The organism is Roseateles toxinivorans (assembly GCF_004362525.1).
Taxonomy (GTDB): domain Bacteria; phylum Pseudomonadota; class Gammaproteobacteria; order Burkholderiales; family Burkholderiaceae_C; genus Paucibacter; species Paucibacter toxinivorans.
In genome coordinates this window covers 499,625-516,715 of record NZ_SNXS01000004.1, presented here as the reverse complement: position 1 = coordinate 516,715, position 17,091 = coordinate 499,625, and the positions used below count along the sequence as shown (strand labels likewise).

At 65.9% G+C, this 17,091-nt stretch carries 19 protein-coding genes; 1 reads left to right on the top strand and 18 read right to left on the bottom strand.

Annotation, left to right across the window (positions count from 1 at the left end):
- Position 1 precedes the first annotated feature (1 nt).
- The 5 genes from DES47_RS29400 to DES47_RS17430 are packed head-to-tail and all read right to left on the bottom strand — an operon-like array spanning position 2 to position 3,367.
- Entirely contained in the window at positions 2–790 is a 789-nt protein-coding gene (locus DES47_RS29400; protein ID WP_243748354.1) for a DUF6969 family protein, read from the bottom strand.
- An 8-nt stretch (positions 791–798) separates the two neighbouring features.
- The gene (locus DES47_RS17445) at positions 799–1,065 is read right to left on the bottom strand and encodes a hypothetical protein (protein WP_133701993.1); all 267 of its coding nucleotides are present in this window, start codon (positions 1,063–1,065) and stop codon (positions 799–801) included.
- Positions 1,066–1,098: 33 nt separating this feature from the next.
- On the bottom strand, positions 1,099–1,710 hold the full coding sequence (locus tag DES47_RS17440; protein WP_133701992.1) for a DUF6691 family protein: 612 nt from the start codon (positions 1,708–1,710) through the stop codon (positions 1,099–1,101).
- Between the two features lie 2 nt (positions 1,711–1,712).
- A complete protein-coding gene (locus tag DES47_RS17435) occupies positions 1,713–2,237 on the bottom strand; it encodes a YeeE/YedE thiosulfate transporter family protein (protein WP_133701991.1) in 525 nt (174 codons plus the stop codon).
- Positions 2,238–2,245: 8 nt separating this feature from the next.
- The gene (locus DES47_RS17430; protein ID WP_133701990.1) at positions 2,246–3,367 is read right to left on the bottom strand and encodes a YeeE/YedE family protein; all 1,122 of its coding nucleotides are present in this window, start codon (positions 3,365–3,367) and stop codon (positions 2,246–2,248) included.
- Between the two features lie 112 nt (positions 3,368–3,479).
- Here DES47_RS17430 and DES47_RS17425 point away from each other — a divergent pair, with 112 nt between their 5' ends.
- Entirely contained in the window at positions 3,480–3,932 is a 453-nt protein-coding gene (locus DES47_RS17425) for a DsrE family protein (protein ID WP_133701989.1), read from the top strand.
- 44 nt (positions 3,933–3,976) lie between these two features.
- Here the strand turns inward: DES47_RS17425 and DES47_RS17420 are convergent, their stop codons facing one another.
- From DES47_RS17420 to DES47_RS17360, 13 genes are all read right to left on the bottom strand, one after another.
- Positions 3,977–4,537 (bottom strand): DUF302 domain-containing protein, encoded by a 561-nt coding sequence (locus DES47_RS17420; protein WP_243748353.1) that lies wholly within the window; start codon positions 4,535–4,537, stop codon positions 3,977–3,979.
- A gap of 56 nt (positions 4,538–4,593) precedes the next feature.
- Positions 4,594–5,901, bottom strand: coding sequence for an OmpP1/FadL family transporter (locus DES47_RS17415; RefSeq protein WP_166652048.1), 1,308 nt, complete (start codon positions 5,899–5,901; stop codon positions 4,594–4,596).
- A gap of 87 nt (positions 5,902–5,988) precedes the next feature.
- Positions 5,989–6,324: an ArsR/SmtB family transcription factor gene (locus tag DES47_RS17410; protein ID WP_133702189.1), complete on the bottom strand. Its 336-nt coding sequence runs from the start codon at positions 6,322–6,324 to the stop codon at positions 5,989–5,991.
- Between the two features lie 223 nt (positions 6,325–6,547).
- Positions 6,548–8,281 (bottom strand): thiosulfohydrolase SoxB, encoded by a 1,734-nt coding sequence (gene soxB / locus DES47_RS17405; RefSeq protein ID WP_133701987.1) that lies wholly within the window; start codon positions 8,279–8,281, stop codon positions 6,548–6,550.
- Between the two features lie 69 nt (positions 8,282–8,350).
- Complete coding sequence (gene soxX / locus DES47_RS17400; protein ID WP_133701986.1) at positions 8,351–8,995, bottom strand: sulfur oxidation c-type cytochrome SoxX; 645 nt, start codon at positions 8,993–8,995, stop codon at positions 8,351–8,353.
- 10 nt (positions 8,996–9,005) lie between these two features.
- The gene (soxA, locus tag DES47_RS17395; RefSeq protein ID WP_133701985.1) at positions 9,006–9,806 is read right to left on the bottom strand and encodes a sulfur oxidation c-type cytochrome SoxA; all 801 of its coding nucleotides are present in this window, start codon (positions 9,804–9,806) and stop codon (positions 9,006–9,008) included.
- 99 nt (positions 9,807–9,905) lie between these two features.
- The gene (gene soxZ, locus DES47_RS17390; RefSeq protein ID WP_208115038.1) at positions 9,906–10,217 is read right to left on the bottom strand and encodes a thiosulfate oxidation carrier complex protein SoxZ; all 312 of its coding nucleotides are present in this window, start codon (positions 10,215–10,217) and stop codon (positions 9,906–9,908) included.
- 73 nt (positions 10,218–10,290) lie between these two features.
- Positions 10,291–10,761: a thiosulfate oxidation carrier protein SoxY gene (gene soxY / locus DES47_RS17385; RefSeq protein WP_208115037.1), complete on the bottom strand. Its 471-nt coding sequence runs from the start codon at positions 10,759–10,761 to the stop codon at positions 10,291–10,293.
- 78 nt (positions 10,762–10,839) lie between these two features.
- Positions 10,840–11,907: a c-type cytochrome gene (locus DES47_RS17380; RefSeq protein WP_243748352.1), complete on the bottom strand. Its 1,068-nt coding sequence runs from the start codon at positions 11,905–11,907 to the stop codon at positions 10,840–10,842.
- An 88-nt stretch (positions 11,908–11,995) separates the two neighbouring features.
- On the bottom strand, positions 11,996–13,372 hold the full coding sequence (gene soxC, locus DES47_RS17375; RefSeq protein ID WP_133701983.1) for a sulfite dehydrogenase: 1,377 nt from the start codon (positions 13,370–13,372) through the stop codon (positions 11,996–11,998).
- A gap of 37 nt (positions 13,373–13,409) precedes the next feature.
- Positions 13,410–13,727, bottom strand: coding sequence for an ArsR/SmtB family transcription factor (locus DES47_RS17370; RefSeq protein WP_166652047.1), 318 nt, complete (start codon positions 13,725–13,727; stop codon positions 13,410–13,412).
- Between the two features lie 237 nt (positions 13,728–13,964).
- The gene (locus tag DES47_RS17365) at positions 13,965–14,342 is read right to left on the bottom strand and encodes a cupin domain-containing protein (protein ID WP_133701981.1); all 378 of its coding nucleotides are present in this window, start codon (positions 14,340–14,342) and stop codon (positions 13,965–13,967) included.
- Between the two features lie 12 nt (positions 14,343–14,354).
- Entirely contained in the window at positions 14,355–16,982 is a 2,628-nt protein-coding gene (locus tag DES47_RS17360) for a TonB-dependent siderophore receptor (RefSeq protein ID WP_166652046.1), read from the bottom strand.
- Between the last annotated feature and the right edge of the window lie 109 nt (positions 16,983–17,091).

Genomic DNA, 17,091 nt, shown 5'->3' with positions numbered 1-17,091 from the left:
CTCAAAGACCTGCACCTCGCCCAGATTGGCGGCCAGCCAGGCGCTGTCCACCACCGGGCCGGGCAGTCCGGCGGCCTGGGCCAGGCCGGCCCAGAGCAGGGCCAGCGCGGGCAGCAACCAAGTCTTTATCGTCAGTCTCATGCTTGTCTCCTTCGGGGTTTGAATGCTCGGCCTGCAACGCATAAATGCGCCGCATCAAATCGATCTCGCTGTGACTCAGCAGCGCCAGGCCGCGGTCTTCCAGCACCTGTTCCAGCGGGCGCTGTGCGGACTCCTGCGCCAGCCTGGCGTCGCGCGCCAGAAGCAGCCGCTCGATATCGTCGGCGTGCAGGCGCACCAGCGCCTGCAGCCAGCGAGCCACCGGGGCCAGGCGCCCCCGCTGGCCAAGCGCGAAGCCCCGCAGGGCCGGCAGCAGAGCCTGCGCAGGCAGCAGCCGCTCGCCGGTCACCCAGCCATTGGTGCTGAACCAACGCAGCGGGCGCCCCACCGGATCGAGCGCGAGCGCGATCAGGTGGTGAAAACCGCCTGGCTCCAGATCGCGCAGGAACAGATGGAAGTGCCCGAGCTCGCCGGGGCCGCGCGGGTCTTCATGCGCATGGAAGTAGAACTGTGTGCCGTGTGCCAGGTCGCGCGCATCATGGGCGGGATAGTGCCGCCAGGGCTCGAAGCGCGCCGCCCCGCCGAGCGCCAGCTGGGCCATGCTGCGCCCGCGCTGCGCCGCCAGCAGCGGTATCTGCACCGCGTCCAGCGCGGCCTGCGCCAGTAGCTCGGGCTGCAGCAGGGCCGACATGGGGCGTCCTATTTCCTGGCCGCGCAGGGATTGGCCGGACCGCAGGAGTTGTCACTCTTCTTGCGCTTCTTCTTGGCCGGGCCGCAGGGATTGTCCGGGCCACAGGGGTTGGCGGCCTTGGCCGCGGCCGGCGCTGCGCTAGCCGCCGAGGCTGCCCCCTTGGCCGGTTTGGCCGGTTCAGCCGCAAGCGCTGGCTGCAGCAGCGCCAGCGCCATGGCAAGTGCCGGCAGGGCCTGCGCGGCGCGGTGGGTGGCCTGGGGTCGGGTCTTGCTCATCGCGGTGATCACCTCAGGTTGTAATGGAAGGACTTAATCAGACTGCGCACCGCGCAGCGCTTCGGCCGCCGTGACCGGGCCACGGCTGTTGCGCTCCATGCGTCCGCCCAGCCAATAGACGAAGGCCAGGGCCAGGCACAGCCCGGCCACGGCCCAGAGGTCCGGGATGCCGAAGGCATCGAGCAGGTTGTCTCCAGCCTCCAGTTCGCCGGCCATCGTCAAGGCCTCCAGGCCGCTGCTCCAGGCCCAGGCAAACACGCTGGTGCCCAGCAGCAGGCCGATCAGAAATACGAGAGCGTCCAGCCGCCCAGACATCAGCGCCACCACCGAGGTGCCGGGGCAATAGCCGCCGACGGCAAAACCTGCCCCCACCAGGGCGCCGCCAATGGCGGCCGCGCCCAGATAGGCCGAGGGCACGAACACCGCGTCGGCCGCCATCCAGCCGATGCCGCGCAGCAGGGCCAGGCCGGCGGCGGCCACGACGATGGCGGTGAACATGACCTTCAGCACCGACCAGTCGGTGAAGCGGAATTGCGCCGTCAGCTTGCAGGGGCTGCCAAAGCCTGCACGCTCCAGCACAAAGCCGAACAGCAGGCCGCAGATCAGGCCGGAAACGGCCCCGCCATCATTGAAAGGCAGTTGCATGCTCACACCCCTCTCAACAGGCGGCTGGCGACGATGCCGACCGCAAAGAAGGTGCCGAGGAACACAAAGGCCGACACGCCCAGAGAGGCGGCGCCGGACAGTCCGAGGCCGCTGGTGCAGCCGGCCGCGACCCGCGCGCCAAAGCCCGCGACGATGCCACCACCCAGGGCCAGCAGCAGACGCCGGCCGCGGCCGACGCTGCGCTCGCCGTCCAACTGCACCCGAAGCCGCCCGGCCTGCCAGGCGGCGAGCAAGGCGCCAATCGCCACACCCAGCACCTGCCAGCTGATCCACGAGGGCAGCGGATTGCCATCCTTGACCATCGGTCCGAGGTAGCCGTTGGCCTCGGTTGCCGCCGGGGCGACACCATGGGCCAACGCGGCGGTCAGACGGGTGCTGGCGCCGGTGGCGCCAAGGCCGTGGCCGGTCCAGACAAAGGTCAGCAGCAGCACCAGGCCCAGCACCACGCCGGCCAGCCAGTTGGGCCAGAAAGGGCGGGGTTCACACGATTCGATCGGTTTTTGCATCGCAGCGCTCAACGGGGAAAGGAACGAGACAGCACCGGCACCGGCTGATCCAGCGCCGCCGCGGGTGACTCGGCCGCGCGCTCGGCGCGGCGGTCGATGTAGTGATCGGTTAGCGCCGCCGCGGCCCACATCGCCGACAGCGTGACCCAGGAGGTGATCGTGAACACGGCCGCGCCCGACAGTCCGGCGCCCACCGCGCAGCCCCCGGCCAGCATGCCGCCGAAACCCATCAGCACGGCGCCAACCAGATAGCGGCGCATGCTGGCGCCGCCTGAGAAGCCTTCGAGCTTGAGCTCGCCGAACAGCGCGGCCGCGACGAAGGACCCGAGGAACACCCCGGGCACCAGGCCGAGGTCGAAGGTCGGCGCCTTGTCAGGCGCAAACAGCACACGCGTCAGCACCTCGGCCGACGGGCCGGTGAAACTCAGCGATTGCACCGGCGCGGCCTGGGCGTCCAGACCCAGCATCGCCACAAAGGCGGTGAACCACCAGGCCGCCGTGATCGCCAGCCCGACCATCACCGCGCCGGCCCAGCCCCACACCGGCACACGCTGATGCCAGGCCCAGCGCACCGCCGCCAGCAGCCAGACGGCGCCGAAGGCCAGTGCGCCGGCGCGGCCGATGCCGGTGAGGGCGATCAGGTCGCGCGCCGGGCCGCCCTCCACCGTCCACCAGGCAGAGATCTGCTCGCGCCACGGCGCCAGCACGCCCGACCAGGCGGCCTGGGCGGTGACGGCGAACACCAGGCCAGACAGAACCGAGCGCAAATTGCCCTGTGCGGCCAGCACCAGCAGACGGCTGGAGCAGCCTCGCGCCAGAATCATGCCGACACCGAACAGGGCCCCGCCGATGGCTGCGCCCGACAGGCTGCCGCGCGCGGCCAGTTGGCGGGCCGTGCTGACGTCGGCCTGACCCAGGGCGATGAGGGCCTGGGTGGCCAGCAAGGCGGTGGCGAAGGCAAACAGCCAAACGGTCAGCTTGCCGCCATGCACGCCGCGTGAAAACTCGATCGTGGCCGAGCGCAGGCAAAAGCGTGAGCGCTGGGCAAAGAAGCCGAAGACGAAGCCGATCAGCACGCCACCCAGCGCGAGCGCCTTGGCCTGGCCCAGCGATTCGATGAGGTTTTCCATAAGCATGCCTGGTATCGGCGTTTGTCCGGGGGTGGCAAACATCGAAATGACGTTAAATCCTAATATGCGCAGTTGCTAATGTATAGCCCGCATCAACCCCAAGGAACGATCCATGTCAATTCCGCGCAGAAATCTCTTCCGCAGCCTGTTGGCCGGCGGCGTTGCCCTGGGCATCGGACTGGTCGCCCTGCCTTCGCACGCCACCGATGCCGGCGTCAAGGTGGTCTATCACCTCAGCGACGGCATACCCCAGGCCGCGCGGGCCATCGGAAACATCCGCAACCACCTGGCCGCCGATCCGGGCGCCAAGATCGTCGTCGTGACCCACGGCGCGGGCATCGACTTCCTGCTCGACGGCGCCGAGTCCGCCCCGGGCAAGCCCTTTGCCGGCAGCATCGGCGAACTGGCCGGTCGGGGCGTGGAGTTCCGCGTCTGCAACAACACCTTGGTCTCGCGCAAGATCAGCGCCGACAAGCTGGCGATGGAAGCCAAGGTCGTGCCCTCGGGCGTGGCCGAGGTCGCCAAGCTGCAGGCCAAGGAAGGTTTCGTCTACCTGAGGCCCTGAGATTCAAGTGCAGCACGGGCCACCTCGCGGTGGCCCGATTCCTCTTAAAACTCCCCCTTGGAGCCCTTCTCCATCATCAGCCAGATAGCCTCGCGCACCTTCAGCGCATCGGCCTTCAGGTCCGGCGGCAGCTTGCGCCCCATCCGTATCATCATGTCCATATTGAGCGTGTACATCCACAGGCCGTCGTTCTGCTCGACGATGCTGATGCGGCAAGGCAGATAGGCCGACATGTGCGGCGAGAAGTCCACCATCTTGCGCGCCGTCTGCGGGTTGCAGTAGTTGTAGACCTTCAGCAGCTTCTGGGGCTTGCCGCTGCGCGCCTCGAGCTCCTTGGACAGCGGCAGTTCGCCGACAGGCCGGATGTTCGTCTCCGTCGCCACGCTGGCCAGCGCCTGTTCGATCTGGTCCAAGGTGACGCCGGGCTTGACCTTGCGTTCCCAGGTCGTCGCCACGGCAATGTCCCCACCGCTGTCGACCCAGCGGTCCCACATCTTGCTGGCCTCGGCGCCGGCGCCATCTTCCAGCTTGCCCAGGGTCGCCACGGTGCCGCAGCCGGTCAGCGCCGCACCCAGCAGTACCAGACCGGCCAGCCGGGCAGCCATTTTCATAAATCCTTGCATGATCATTTCCTGATATTTGGTTCCAAAAAAAACGAGGGTCAGAAGCGCAGGCTGTACATCAGCTGCGCATTCAGCTGGCTGTGACTGATGCTCACGCCGGTGCCGGCCTGCACGGTGGTGTCCGGCGCCTTGGTGATGACGGCGCTGATAGCCGAGCGCTCGCCGAGCTCGTAGCTGAAGCCGGCACTCAGATGGCTGCGCACGGTCGCCGGGAACAGCGGGTTGACGTACAGGTCAGGGATCGGGTTTGGCGCCCTGTTGTAGCCCGCCCGCAGTATCAAGGCCGGTGTGGCCTGCCAGGCCGCGCCGAGCGCTGTGACGGTCTGGTTGCGCCAGTGCTGCGGCAGCGCGAAGCTGACCTCGCCGCCCATGCCGGCGCTCACGTAGCGCATGCGCAGCGACTGCATCACGTCAGCCCAGCCGATGTGCTTGAGGTCCGCGGCCAGTGTCAGGCCGGGTCTGGCGCGCCAGGCCAGACCCAGGGCCCACTGGCTGGGCATCTGGAAATTGTCAACGCTGAGGCGGCCGCTATCACTGAAGCCACCAAAGCCGCTGAGGCTCGCCCCGCCCTGGCTCGTTCTCATGTCCTTCAGCGCCGTCTTGCTGTGCCAGCTGCCACCCATCGTCAGCGCGTCCGACATCTTGTAGACAAAACCCAGCTTGGCGGCCCAGCCGGTGGAGATGGCCTCGCCGGAGAACTTGCTGCCATCGCTGAAATCAATGCGCGCCCAGGGCGCGCCACCGAGGGCCGGCAGCGCCATGGCCAGATTGCCGGAGGCACCGGTCACCATCTGGCCCAGCTGAGCACCGGAGGCCGCCATGCGAATGTCAAGCGTGGACCAGACCAGGTCGATCGAACCACCCAGCGTCAGTGCCGGGCTGACCTGCCAGGCCACGGGAGCGATCAGGCGACCGACCCCCAGCTCTGCGCGCACGGGCTGAGCTGAGCCCATGGCCAGGAAGCTGTCGGCCGCATACTCGGTGCCCATGCCGCCCTGGGCAAAGACCGCCAGGCCGTAGGTCAGGCTGCCATTGCGCCGGCCGTAGCCGAAGGCCGGCATCTGGTAGGCCCTGGCGCTCGAGTGGGCCGCCATCGGACCTGCTGCGCTGCTGACCTTGGGACCCAGGTGGCCGATGGCCAGATCGAGTCTCGCCTCGGCGCTCATCAGGCCCATCGTCGCGGGGTTGTTGGCGGCTGCCGCCATGCCGTTGTCAATGGCATTGGCCACACCGCCCATGCCACCGGCAATCGGGCCATAGCCCTCGAGAAGCATGCCGTTGGTGGCATGCGCCAGCATCGGCAGGGCGAGCAGGGCCCCCGCGACGCGAGTTGCGCGTTTCGTCATGTTGTCTCCAGATGTGTTGCGAGACCCACGCCCCATGCGCGGCCCGCTTTTGGCTCCCGTCGGGCGACGGGCTTGGGTGCTAGTGACTCAAGAGGGTGGCCTCCTCGCGCGCTTGGCGGCAGGGGGCGGCACGCAGCTGGCGCTGCGGGCACAGAACAGTCCGTAAAGAGTTTCTATGGTGGCCAGAGCCGCATGGCTGCAGACGGCATAGTAGACAAAGCGTCCGTCGCGGCGGCAGCTGACCATGCCCTGGGCACGCAGCACGGTGAGCTGCTGAGACAACGTCGGCTGATGAATCTGGGTACGCGCCTCGAGCTCGCCCACCGACAGCTCGCCCTGACTCAGAGTGCACAGGATCAGCAGGCGGTCCTCGTTGCCCATGGCCTTGAGCAGCGCGGTGGCCTCGCGGGCATGCTGGCGCATCTGTTCGACGTCGCCAGGGGCGGTGGCCGCGCTGGCGGCCACTGCGGGCACCTCGACAGGATCTGACTTGGCCGGCTTGTTGCTCATGAAGCTTTCGAAAGATTGATATCAAACTTTCATAACTGTTGAGCAATATTAGGGCCCCGGGGAGCGCCCCACAAGCGGGTGCAGGCGGGGACTTTCCCTTGAATCCAGCCAAATAGTGGCGCGTTGCGCCCTGCTGTCAGAGCACCAGGCCGGGATTGCCTTGCACACCGATCAGGCGCGGTGTGTTGAGCTTGCGGGCGCTGACCCTCCCCTTGGATTTGAGCCACTGCTCGACCACATCCCAGACCATGCGGTTGCCCGGCTGGCTGGCGGCCTCTTCGGCCACCGGGGCCCAGCCGGCCACCTTGTACTTCTTGTCGGCCAGGATAGGCTTGCCGTGCAGACGCATGTCCTGAATGCGCCTGCCCATCGCCGCCCCCGGCTCGCAGGCATAGCTGAGCCCGCCGACACGCACCATGTCACCGCCCTGCTGATAGTAGGGGTCAGGATTGAACAGGTTGTCGCAGACGTCTTCCAGCACCGTCTTGATGGTCTCGCCCGTCATCTCGGTGACGGTCGCATAGCTGTAGGTGGTGGCCAGCTGGTCCATCATCAGCTCACGTGTGATGACGTCACCGGGCAGCAGACTCGTGCCCCAGCGAAAGCCCGGCGAGAAGGCGATCTCGGCGCCCTGCACCTCGATCAGCGCATCGACGATCAGCTGGTCCCAGCTGCCGTTGAAATTGCCGCGGCGGTAGAGCAGGCCGTCGCTGATCGCCAGCTTCTCCGCCAGCTTGCCTTCATAGGGTGCGCGCACCTTGCTGATCAGCGCATCCATTTCCGGATCGGCCTTCAGCATATTTGAAAAGACCGGCAGCAGCTTGTAGCGGAAGTCGGCCACCCGGCCGTCCTTGACCTCGAAGTCGAGCACGCCCAGGAACTTGCTGTTGCTGCCGGCGTTGGTGACCAGGGTGATGCCGCCGGCATTCTTCACCTGCACCGGCACCGGCACGCCGTCGTGCGTGTGGCCGCCGAGGATGGCGTCGATGCCACGAACGCGCGAGGCCATCTTCAGGTCCACATCCATGCCGTTGTGCGACAGCACGACCACCACCTGGGCGCCCTTGCCGCGCGCCTCATTGACCATGGCCTGCATGTTCTCGTCCTGGATGCCGAAGGCCCAGTCGGCCACCATATAGCGCGGGTTGGCAATCGGCGTGTAGGGGAAGGCCTGGCCAATGATGGCGCACTTGATGCCATTCATCTCGCGCATCACATAGGGCGGGAACACGGCGTCGCCGAAGTCATTGGTCTTGACGTTCTGGGCCACGAAGTCGAGCTTGCCCTTGAAGTCCTTCTCCAGAATCTCCTTGACACGCTCCATGCCGTAGGTGAACTCCCAGTGGCCGGTCATCACGTCAACGCCCAGCAGCTTGCAGGCATCGACCATGTCTTGTGCATTGGTCCACAGCGAGGTGGCCGAGCCCTGCCAGGTGTCACCGCCGTCCAGCAGCAGCGCCCCGGGGCGGCTGGCCTTCATGCGCTTGACCAGGGTGCTCAGGTGGGCAAAGCCGCCGACCTTGCCGTAGCGACGCGCGGCGCGCTCGAAGTCCAGATAGGTGAAGGCATGGGCCAGCGCCGTGCCGGGCCGCACACCCACGCTCTTGAGCAGGCGCTCGCCCACCACATGCGGGCTTTGACCTGCCATGCCGGCCAGGCCGAGGTTCACACTCGGCTCACGGAAGTAGATCGGCTTGAGCTGCGCGTGGCAGTCGGTCATGTGCAGGAAGGACACCTGACCGAAGCGTGGCAGCTCATACAGGCCCTGCTCGGCCGTGGCCGCGTCAGCATCGGCATAACGGGTCAGGCCCATGCCGGCAGCCGAGGCCGCCGCCATTACCTGCAGAAAGTCGCGTTTGCTCAGGCTCATGATAAGTACTCGCTTATGTATTGAATCGAAAAAAGCCCGCGGCATGCGGGCTTCATCTTGCCTTGGGGCCTATTGATTGACCGGCGAGCGCGGATCCAGCAGCAGGGCCATCACATGGCGCAGCTGGGTTTCGTCGAGCAGGCCGGCATGGCCGAAACGGGGCATATTGGAACAGGCGCTGTAGGCCTTGGAGTTCCACAGCTTGCCCCAGGTGTATTGCACGATGGCGGCGCTGGCTGGATCGCCAGGTTCCTTGACGCCGCGGATCTTGCCGTAGTTGTAGAGGCTGGGGCCGATATTGCCGAAGGAGAGCTCCTGCTTGCCGATCTGGTGACAGTTGTAGCAGCTGCCGCCATTGGCGCTCGGCGCGGCGGACTTGTCCGTCCAGGTCATGCCGCGCCCATTCTGGGCCAGCTTCTCGCCCTCGCGCCAGTCGCCCAGGTATTGTCCGTTGGCTGGCAACTTGACCGTGGCCAGGGCCTCGGCCTCGATCTGCTTGACGACACTCTCCGCGGGCGGCTGCTCCGACGAACAGGCGCGCTGGCCCAGGTCCTGATCCAGGCGCTTGTTGGTGGCAATGCCCTCGTCGCGGAACGAGGTCTTCAGCATGGCCAGCGCTTGCGCGTCCAGTTCGGCCGGGCTGGGGAGGCTGGCACAACCGGCCACGACCAGGGTCACGGCAGCAACGGCCAGCAGGGTGATCTTCTTGTTCATCTCGTCTCCTTCAGCGCTTCAGGGCGGGCGCAACGGACTCGGCACCCTTGGCGTTGACGCCCATATAGACGCCCAGCGCCACGGTCACGTCGGACGCATAACCGGGATAGGGAAAGCGCTGCTGACGGTAGCAGTCATTCAGCCGCCGCTGCATGCTCCACATTTCACCGCTGGAGACTCGGTAGGCAGGCCATGCCGCGAAGCCCACGCCATCCCCCGGGTTCTTGGTCAGGTTGGGCAGGTCCTGCATGCGAATGCGCTTGCCCTCCTCACCATGACAGGACGCGCAGGAGAAGTCCATCGGCCCGCCCCGGAAGAAGAACGCGCGCTTGCCCAGTTGGTACATGCGCTGTTCTTCGAGGTGGGCCTGGGGCAGGTTCATGCGCTGGCCGCGCGACTCCCCGGAAATCCAGGCCGCCAGCGCCTCCATGGCGACCTGCTCGCCCTTGCCGAACGGTGTCTTGGCGATCGCCGCTGCGTCCAGGCCCTGCAGGCTGCTCATGCAGGTCAGCAGCCGCGACTCCAGGTCCTGCACCTTCTGGGTGTCCGCAAACCAGCGGGGCAATTCGACAAACGCGCCCTTCACAACACCTGGCCCCTTGCCCAGATCACAACGCTCCAGCGACGCATTCTTGGGGCCACGCTTGGTCTTCCAGATGTCCTCGCCCTTGGCCTCGAACAACTCGGCAGGATTGCCGTCGGCGAGCAGGGCGCGGTACTCGGCAATGCCGTCGGCCGCGGTCTTCTGCGCCTGGGCAGCGCCAGCGGCCAGCAGCAGGCCGGCCAGCAGGAGTTTGTTGTGATGTCGCATGTTTGTCTCCGTTGTGGCGCCTATGTCATGAATGCCCGGCTGGCGCCTACTGGAATGTACAGACCCGCAAGCGGGCCTGGCTACTTTTGGAGCGCCGGATCAGGACACTGCGGCTTCGTCGGTGCGTTTGTCGCCCTTGTTGTCCGTCCAGGTCACCGAAACCTTGTCACCGGCCTTGGCGCCCTTGATGCTGAACTGCAGGAACGGATTCTTCGACACCGAAGGGCCCCATTCCGCGCTCAGCACCTGCTTGCCGTTCAGCGAGGCGGTGACCTCGTTGATGAACCAGGCCGGAATGGTCTTGCCCGCCGAGTCCTTGCGTTGTCCGCTCTCCATCTCGTGGGCCATCAGTACGCGCACGGTGGCCTTGTCGCCAGCGGCCTGGGCGCGAATGCGCATTGGATCTGCCATGTCTGTCTCCTTCAAAGTCCGCGCACTGCGAGGACGAAATCAATTGAACCGTATTGCCGGAGGAGCCGAGGCGTCAACCGCCACATCCACCCAGCGTGACCTTGACTTCTTTCTGCGCGAACAGAACCTTGTTGTCATTGGTGATCGCCACAGCGAACACATTGGACGACTGGCCCATCTTCACGCGGGTCGAGAAATTGGCCTCGATCTCGGGGCTGACATTGAACAGCGCGGCCAGCACGGACGGGTTCTTCTCCACCAGCAGCATCATCTGCTTGACACCGGCCAGGGTGGTGGCGGCGCCCAAGGGCACGACGGCGCCGTTCTCGGCGATGTCGGGCGCCGTGATGCTGACGTCCTTGCTCTCGGCGGGTGCGCCATAGCCCAGGGCCTTGGCCATGTCGGCCATGGTCTTGGCGTCAAAGGCGCCCTTGCCGGCAGCCGGGCCGCTGGCGTGCGCCATCTGGCCAAACAAGCCCGAAGCCAGCATCAGAGATGCCACCTTGGCGCTCGTCGAAAGTACCTCTCGGCGATTTGCGATCATCTTCGGTCTCCTAGATCGTTGCATGCTAATAAAGGGATGATGGCTCAGCATCCGTGCCATCCCCTAGGGGGAAGAAATTTACTTCGGGGCGCCGCTCTTCAGCCATTGGGCAACAGCCCTGGCGTCCGCCTCGCTGAGCGTCTGCGCCGGCATCGGGATCTGCCCCCACACGCCCACGCCACCACTGCGTATCTTGCCAGCGAGATAGGCCTCGGCATCGGCGCCGCTGCCGTATTTCTTGGCAATATCCTTGAACGAGGGGCCAACCAGCTTGCTGTCCATCCCGTGGCAGGCGGTGCAACTGTTCTTGTTCAGCAGCGCCATTGGAGCGCCTGATGTACCTGACTTGGCGGGTTCAACCGGTTTTGGCGCCAGTTCGCGCGGCACCGGGGCACCGGCCGGTTTGGTCGTGTCAGCGCCATGCTGCGCCCCGACGGCGCGGTTCTGCTCGGCCAGATTGCCGTGCGCATTGCGTGCATGCTCGGGCAGGGCCGAGGCGATGCTGGCCTCGGTGACACAGTCCTTCATGCAGGCGATGTTGCGCGTGTCGGCCTTTGCGCCGGTGGTCAGGCCCTTGCCGGGCCACAGATTGTGGTCCAGGGTCATGCCATTGCGGTTGGGCATGCGCTTCTGCACTTCGGCGATGTTCTGGTCCGACAGCGTGAAGTTCTCGGGCACCACACCGCCCAGATTGAGCAGGAAGGCCGTCACCGCATACACTTCCTCGGTGCTCAGCGATTTCGGTGCGGTCCAGGGCATGGCGCGGTTGATGTAGTCCCACAGCGTCGAGACGGTGGCCACCTTCATCAAGGTTGTGCGGCCTGGATAGGCGCGATCGTTGAGCCGCGCCACGTGGCCGGTCTTGATATCGTCGGCGGTGGTGCCGCCCACCAGCGGCGAGAACACCTCGCCGCTCTCGCCGAAGATGCCGTGGCACTGGGCGCATTTGCCCTCCCACACGTCCTGACCCTTGGCCACCGAACCGGCGCCCTTGGGCAGGCCCTTGAAGTCGGGGCGCACATCGATGTCCCAGGCCGCCACCTCCTTGGGCGTGGCCGAGCGGCCGACACCGGTGTAGGCCGAGGACTGCGCCCAGGCCGCCGGCACCGCAGCCACCAGCAGCAGACCCAGCAGAGCGCGCTTCAACTTAAAAGCGCCCCCGAGGCCGCCGCCTTGCGTCGTCCGCCCCCCCGAGGGGGAGGAGAAACACTTGGGACGGCCCGGCGTTTGTTTCTCACGAGAGCTGGACATTCTTAACCTCACCGTCTTCTTGCACCAGCCAGGTCTGGATGGCGTTGTTGTGATAGATCGAGCGCGTGCCGCGGGCGGTGCGCAACTGGCCATAGGTCGGCTGCACGAATCCGCTGTCGTCCGTGGCGCGGCTCTGGATCAGGCCGGGCTTGCCATCCCACACCCAGTCGATATTGAAGCGGGTCAGGCACTTGGGCAGCACCGCGCCTTCGAGCCGCGCCGTGCGCCAGTTGCGCCCGCCGTCCACCGACACGTCCACCCGCTTGACCCTGCCCCGGCCCGACCAGGCCAGGCCCGAGATGTTGTAGAAGCCCTTGTCCAGCAGCACCTGGCCGCCCGAGGGGGTGGTGACCACGCTCTTGCACTCCTGGATGCTGCTGTACTGACGGTGCTGACCACCGGGCATCAGGTCCATATAGTGGATCGCCTCGTCCTTGGCGCCATAGGGCTTGTCGCCCACCTCGATGCGGCGCAGGTACTTGACCCAGCTGACACCCTGCACGCCAGGCACGACCAGGCGCAGCGGATAGCCCTGCTCCGGGCGCAGCATTTCGCCGTTCTGGCCATAGGCCACCAGTACCTCGCCGTTCTCGACCATTTCCATCGGGATGGTGCGCGTCATCGACGAGCCATCGGCCCCCTCGGCGAGCACGAAGCGGGCCTTCTTGTAATCCACGCCGGCCATGTCCAGCAGCACACGCAGCGGCACGCCTGTGAACTCGCTGCAGCTGAGCATGCCGTGCGAGTACTGCACCGTGGGCACGGCCACATTGCCCCACTCCATACCGGTGTTGGCGCCACACTCGATGAAGTGAAAGCGAGACACCGAGGGCAGACGCATCAGCTCGTCCATCGTGAACACCATGGCCCGCTTGAGCATCGCCGGCTCGGAGCCGTTGAGCATCAGGCGGTGCTTGGACGGATCGATGTCCCACCAACCCTGGTGGTGGCGCTCGAAGTGCAGGCCACTGGGCGTGACGATGCCGAACAGCGACTGCAGGGGCGCAAACGACACCGAGGCCTGAGCCGTCTGGGTCAGACCCGGGCTCTGGCGGCGCTGCACATTGACCTCGTACTTGGACGGCTTGCCATAGCCATCGGTCACCACCGGCTGGCCAAGGCCCTTGCTGTGCTCGGGCAGAGATAGGATATTGGGATCCCCTTCGCCGCTGCCCACCGGGTTCGATGTGGCCATGGCCACGGGCGCGACCGCTGCCGCGCTGGCCGCCATGAAGGCACTGCGGATGAAGCCGCGGCGCCCTGCCTTGGCCTCTGCAAAGACCTGGCGCACACCGGCCGGATCCAGGAAGTTCTCAGGCGCCTTGATCAGCCGGCCTGCTGGCTTGTTGTCCGAACTCACAAAAAGTTTCCTTCCACAGGTAGAACCCCAATCCGCGTCAGGGCTGACCGCCCTGGTCCAGGCAAGCCGCCTGGCGCTGCTGACGCAGCGCGTCACACAGCAGATCGACCTTGCCGGGCACCAGCTGGTAGAAGACCTTGGCCCCGACCCGGCGCCTGCGCACCACCCCGCCGCGATAGAGCGCGTTGAGGTGATGCGACATATTCGGCTGGCTGCCGCCGACCAACGCCAGAAGCTCACCGACATTGCGCTCCGACTTGCACAGCTCACACAAGATGCGCACCCGACAGGGCGTGGACAGCAGCCCGAACAGGTCGGCCGCCGCTGCAAACACCTGTTCGCCGACCGCTTGCATCCTCAATCTCATCATTCGTATATCACTATGCCCGAATATTAATCACAAACGAATTAATGCAATCTAGGGTTTTTACTAGGTTGGTGCGAAGGAAAGCGCAGGGCTGGGCCGCGCCCGAAGCCAGGGCAGCCCCTGCGAGCAATGGCTCACGGCCAAACGGACTTCGGTGCCGGCTGTGCCGGATGACGGGGGGCGAGCCTGGCGCCCGCCCCTGGAACTCTCCCGAGTTCCTTGTTCTCAGACTTCAGCCTTGAAGCCGAAGGCCCTTTCGTGCACATAGACCAGCTTGCAGTCCTGCAGATACTGCGCATCGTGGATGCGCCCGGCCGCCACATAACCGGTCTGGCCGGCATCAAGAGTGACCGGTGCGCCATCCGCCACCAGCGCCCCGCCCTCGCGCTTGAAGAACTGGATGCGCATGGACCCCTCCACCACCACGGTCATGTCGTGGCCCGGGTGGCTGTGCGGCGGCTCGCAGCTGCCGGCCTCCCAGCGCTCCAGCATCACCTCCACCCCGTCAGGATTGGCGGGCACGCAGGTGCGCACGGTGAAGCCCGGCGGCGCGTCGGGCACGACCACATGGTGGTCCCAGATCGGGCTGTATGTTGATTGCATGGTTTGGCCCTTTCAGAAGTTCATCGTCACCGATAGCTGGGCATTGCGGCCCAGGATGGGGCGAGCATAGTAGTAGTCGCTGCCGGCCGGCGCCTGCACAAAGCCCGAGCGCGGATTGCCCTCGGTCAAGCCTATGGTGTTGGTCAGATTGCGCACCGCCGCGTTCAGGGTGAGGCTGGGTGTCAGCTCGTAGCGCAGGCTCAGGTTGATGGTCTTGTAGGCCGGCAGGCGCACCGAGTTCGACACATCGGCAAAGCGGTCACCGACGTAGTGCCAGGCCACGGTGAACTCGCCCTTGCCGTCGTTGAAGAAGACGCTAGGCGCGAGCGTGAAGTTGCGGTCGGGCGTGCGCTCCGGGCGGTTGCCGGACCAACTGGTGGCCTCCTTCAGCAGTGCCTCCAGATCGGTGCCGGTGCCACGCAGCACTCGCAGGTTGTTGACGCTGAAGCGCGAGCGCTGCACCACGCCGGTGGCAGCGAACTCGAACCACCGCAGCGGCCGCCAGCTGACCTCGAACTCCAGGCCCTGCGACTTCACGCCCTGCAGCATCTCGATCTGCGCGTTGTCCACCTCGGCACTGTTCGGGTCGCCCTTGAAGTTGGCCTTGTAGAAGGTCAGGGTGGCCGCGATGTTCTTGGCCTGTACGCGCGCACCCAGCTCGCCGAACTGGATCTTGGTCACCGGCAAATCGCCGGTGGTCTGGTAGCTCTTGGCGAAGCGTCCGTAGAGGGCGATGTTGTTATTCAGCAGATAGTTGCCGCCAATCGTCCAGGAGGGTTCGGTCCATCGGTTGCGCACCATCTCGTACTGCCCGTTGGTCGGGTAGGCCCAGTAGTTGTTGGCGATGATGTTGTCCACATCGCAGGCCGCGTCGCCCAGGGCTGAGCGATCGCAGCCCGGCTTGAAGGCGCCCGGGATCGGCTCGTACTCGCCAAAGCCGCCGCGTCCCTGCAGATAGCGGAAGCGTTCGATGCGCAGGCCGGCGTCGATGCGCAGCGCGTCGTTGACCTTGTACTCGTCGTTCAGATAGACGGACATCGATTTGTTGTGGCTTCTGTCGTTGCCATCGCCCCAGGTGGAATGCTCGCGCACACCGTTCTCGGTGTAGGAACCCACCACCTTGCCGGCCGGATCGAGCGCCACCAGGTCCACCCGCCTGGCGTGATTGCGCACATCGGTGACGAAGCGCGCCGACACCGGGCTGCCGCCCTCGCTCAGCGAGTTGAAGGTCAGCAGGCCCAGACCGAGGCTGTTGCGCTCGGTGTTCCAGGTCAGGCGCATATCGTTGACGAACTCGCGATTGACCTGCTTGTCGGCCTGCAGCACGTTGTCGGACAGCAGGCCGTTGCCGTTCAGCGCATTGAGCTGCTCAGGGGTGGAGAGGATCTCGCCGGTCGAGACGATGCGGACCGCGGGCTTGCACGTGCCGCCACAGGCCGGGCCGAAGCGGTCCAGCATCTCCTTCACATAGCCGAACTTGGCCGGGTCCAGGCGGTCGACGGCCGGGCGCAGGCTGTTGTTGCTGGACGAGAACACCACGCTGGCGGTCACGTCGGAATCGGTGTAGCGGCCTTTGGACGAGAGCTTCCAGGCCGGGGACAGGGCCTTCTCGTAGTTGTAGCCCAGCGCAAAGGCCTTGTGGTCATAGCCATCGCGCGAGTCCACGGTCTGCATGAAGCTGCCGGGCACCAGCGATGTGCGCACCGTCTGCACGCCCGAGTCAAGCCCTATCATCGTGCCGTAGCGGGCATCCATGCCGGGCAGGCTGCGCGGATTGTCTTTGCCGATCACCGGAATGGGCAGATAGAACATGGTGTGGTCGTGCATGCCCTTGAGGTTCACGCTCCATTCGCCGCCCTCGATCTTGCGCCCGATGTGCGCGCGCACCGTGCCACCCTTGTTGCCGGTGAATTCGGGATAGCGCACGCCATCGTCCACCCGGTAGTAGCCCGACACGCCGCCGAACCAGCCGTCACCCAGGCCGCCGGCATAACGCAGGTCCACGCGCTTCTGGTTGTAGTCGGAGGTGGTCAGGCGCAGCGCGCCCTCGGGCTTGCCCTGATTGCGGAAGGTGAGGAAGTTGATCGTGGCGCCGGCGCCATTGGCGGTCAGGATGGCCGAGGTACCGCCGCGCACCGCCTCCATGCGGTCGATGCCCAGTTCCGACTTGACCAGGCCGTCGGCCGACCAGCTCGGGTAGTAGAAGATCGGCAGGCCATCCTCCTGCACCTGCACCCAGCGCTGGTTGCCGCCGGACATGCCGCGCACCGAGTAGTTGTTGGACATCTCGCCGGCCGAGGCCTCGATATACATGCCGGGCACCAGCTCCATGGCCTCGGCCGCCGAGTACGGCGCCTTGCGGTCCAGCGCCTCGCGGTCGGCCACGGTCACGGCCACCGAGCTTTCGCGCACGGTGCGGGCGAGGCCCGTGCTGCCGGTGACGACGACGCGGTCCAGCTGGTTGGTGGCTTCGTCCTTGCTTTTGCTCTTTTCGGCAGATTTTTCATCGGTAGCCGCCGTGCTCTGGGCCAGCGCATGGGGCGTCGCCAGCTGCATCAGCAGGGCCGCGGCCAGCCAGGTGGCGCGAGGCTTGAAACGATTCGATTCCTGGCCGCAGTGCGGCTGTCCAGCTCTTCTCATGTTGATGTCTCCGTTGATGGTCAGTACGAAACGCGGGCAAAGGGAAGCCCCTGCCGGCCCTGAACGGCCCTGCATGGCAACTTCGGTAGAGGACGGTCGCGCCTGCCCC

Excerpts from the sequence above, each read along its gene's own strand:
- DES47_RS29400 (WP_243748354.1), bottom strand. The coding sequence starts at position 790 with ATGTCGGCCCTGCTGCAGCCCGAGCTACTGGCGCAGGCCGCGCTGGAC.
- DES47_RS17445 (WP_133701993.1), bottom strand. The coding sequence starts at position 1,065 with ATGAGCAAGACCCGACCCCAGGCCACCCACCGCGCCGCGCAGGCCCTG.
- DES47_RS17440 (WP_133701992.1), bottom strand. The coding sequence starts at position 1,710 with ATGCAACTGCCTTTCAATGATGGCGGGGCCGTTTCCGGCCTGATCTGC.
- DES47_RS17435 (WP_133701991.1), bottom strand. The coding sequence starts at position 2,237 with ATGCAAAAACCGATCGAATCGTGTGAACCCCGCCCTTTCTGGCCCAAC.
- DES47_RS17430 (WP_133701990.1), bottom strand. The coding sequence starts at position 3,367 with ATGGAAAACCTCATCGAATCGCTGGGCCAGGCCAAGGCGCTCGCGCTG.
- DES47_RS17425 (WP_133701989.1), top strand. The coding sequence starts at position 3,480 with ATGTCAATTCCGCGCAGAAATCTCTTCCGCAGCCTGTTGGCCGGCGGC.
- DES47_RS17420 (WP_243748353.1), bottom strand. The coding sequence starts at position 4,537 with ATGGCTGCCCGGCTGGCCGGTCTGGTACTGCTGGGTGCGGCGCTGACC.
- DES47_RS17415 (WP_166652048.1), bottom strand. The coding sequence starts at position 5,901 with ATGACGAAACGCGCAACTCGCGTCGCGGGGGCCCTGCTCGCCCTGCCG.
- DES47_RS17410 (WP_133702189.1), bottom strand. The coding sequence starts at position 6,324 with ATGCGCCAGCATGCCCGCGAGGCCACCGCGCTGCTCAAGGCCATGGGC.
- soxB (WP_133701987.1), bottom strand. The coding sequence starts at position 8,281 with ATGAGCCTGAGCAAACGCGACTTTCTGCAGGTAATGGCGGCGGCCTCG.
- soxX (WP_133701986.1), bottom strand. The coding sequence starts at position 8,995 with ATGAACAAGAAGATCACCCTGCTGGCCGTTGCTGCCGTGACCCTGGTC.
- soxA (WP_133701985.1), bottom strand. The coding sequence starts at position 9,806 with ATGCGACATCACAACAAACTCCTGCTGGCCGGCCTGCTGCTGGCCGCT.
- soxZ (WP_208115038.1), bottom strand. The coding sequence starts at position 10,217 with ATGGCAGATCCAATGCGCATTCGCGCCCAGGCCGCTGGCGACAAGGCC.
- soxY (WP_208115037.1), bottom strand. The coding sequence starts at position 10,761 with ATGATCGCAAATCGCCGAGAGGTACTTTCGACGAGCGCCAAGGTGGCA.
- DES47_RS17370 (WP_166652047.1), bottom strand. The coding sequence starts at position 13,727 with ATGCAAGCGGTCGGCGAACAGGTGTTTGCAGCGGCGGCCGACCTGTTC.
- DES47_RS17365 (WP_133701981.1), bottom strand. The coding sequence starts at position 14,342 with ATGCAATCAACATACAGCCCGATCTGGGACCACCATGTGGTCGTGCCC.
- DES47_RS17360 (WP_166652046.1), bottom strand. The coding sequence starts at position 16,982 with ATGAGAAGAGCTGGACAGCCGCACTGCGGCCAGGAATCGAATCGTTTC.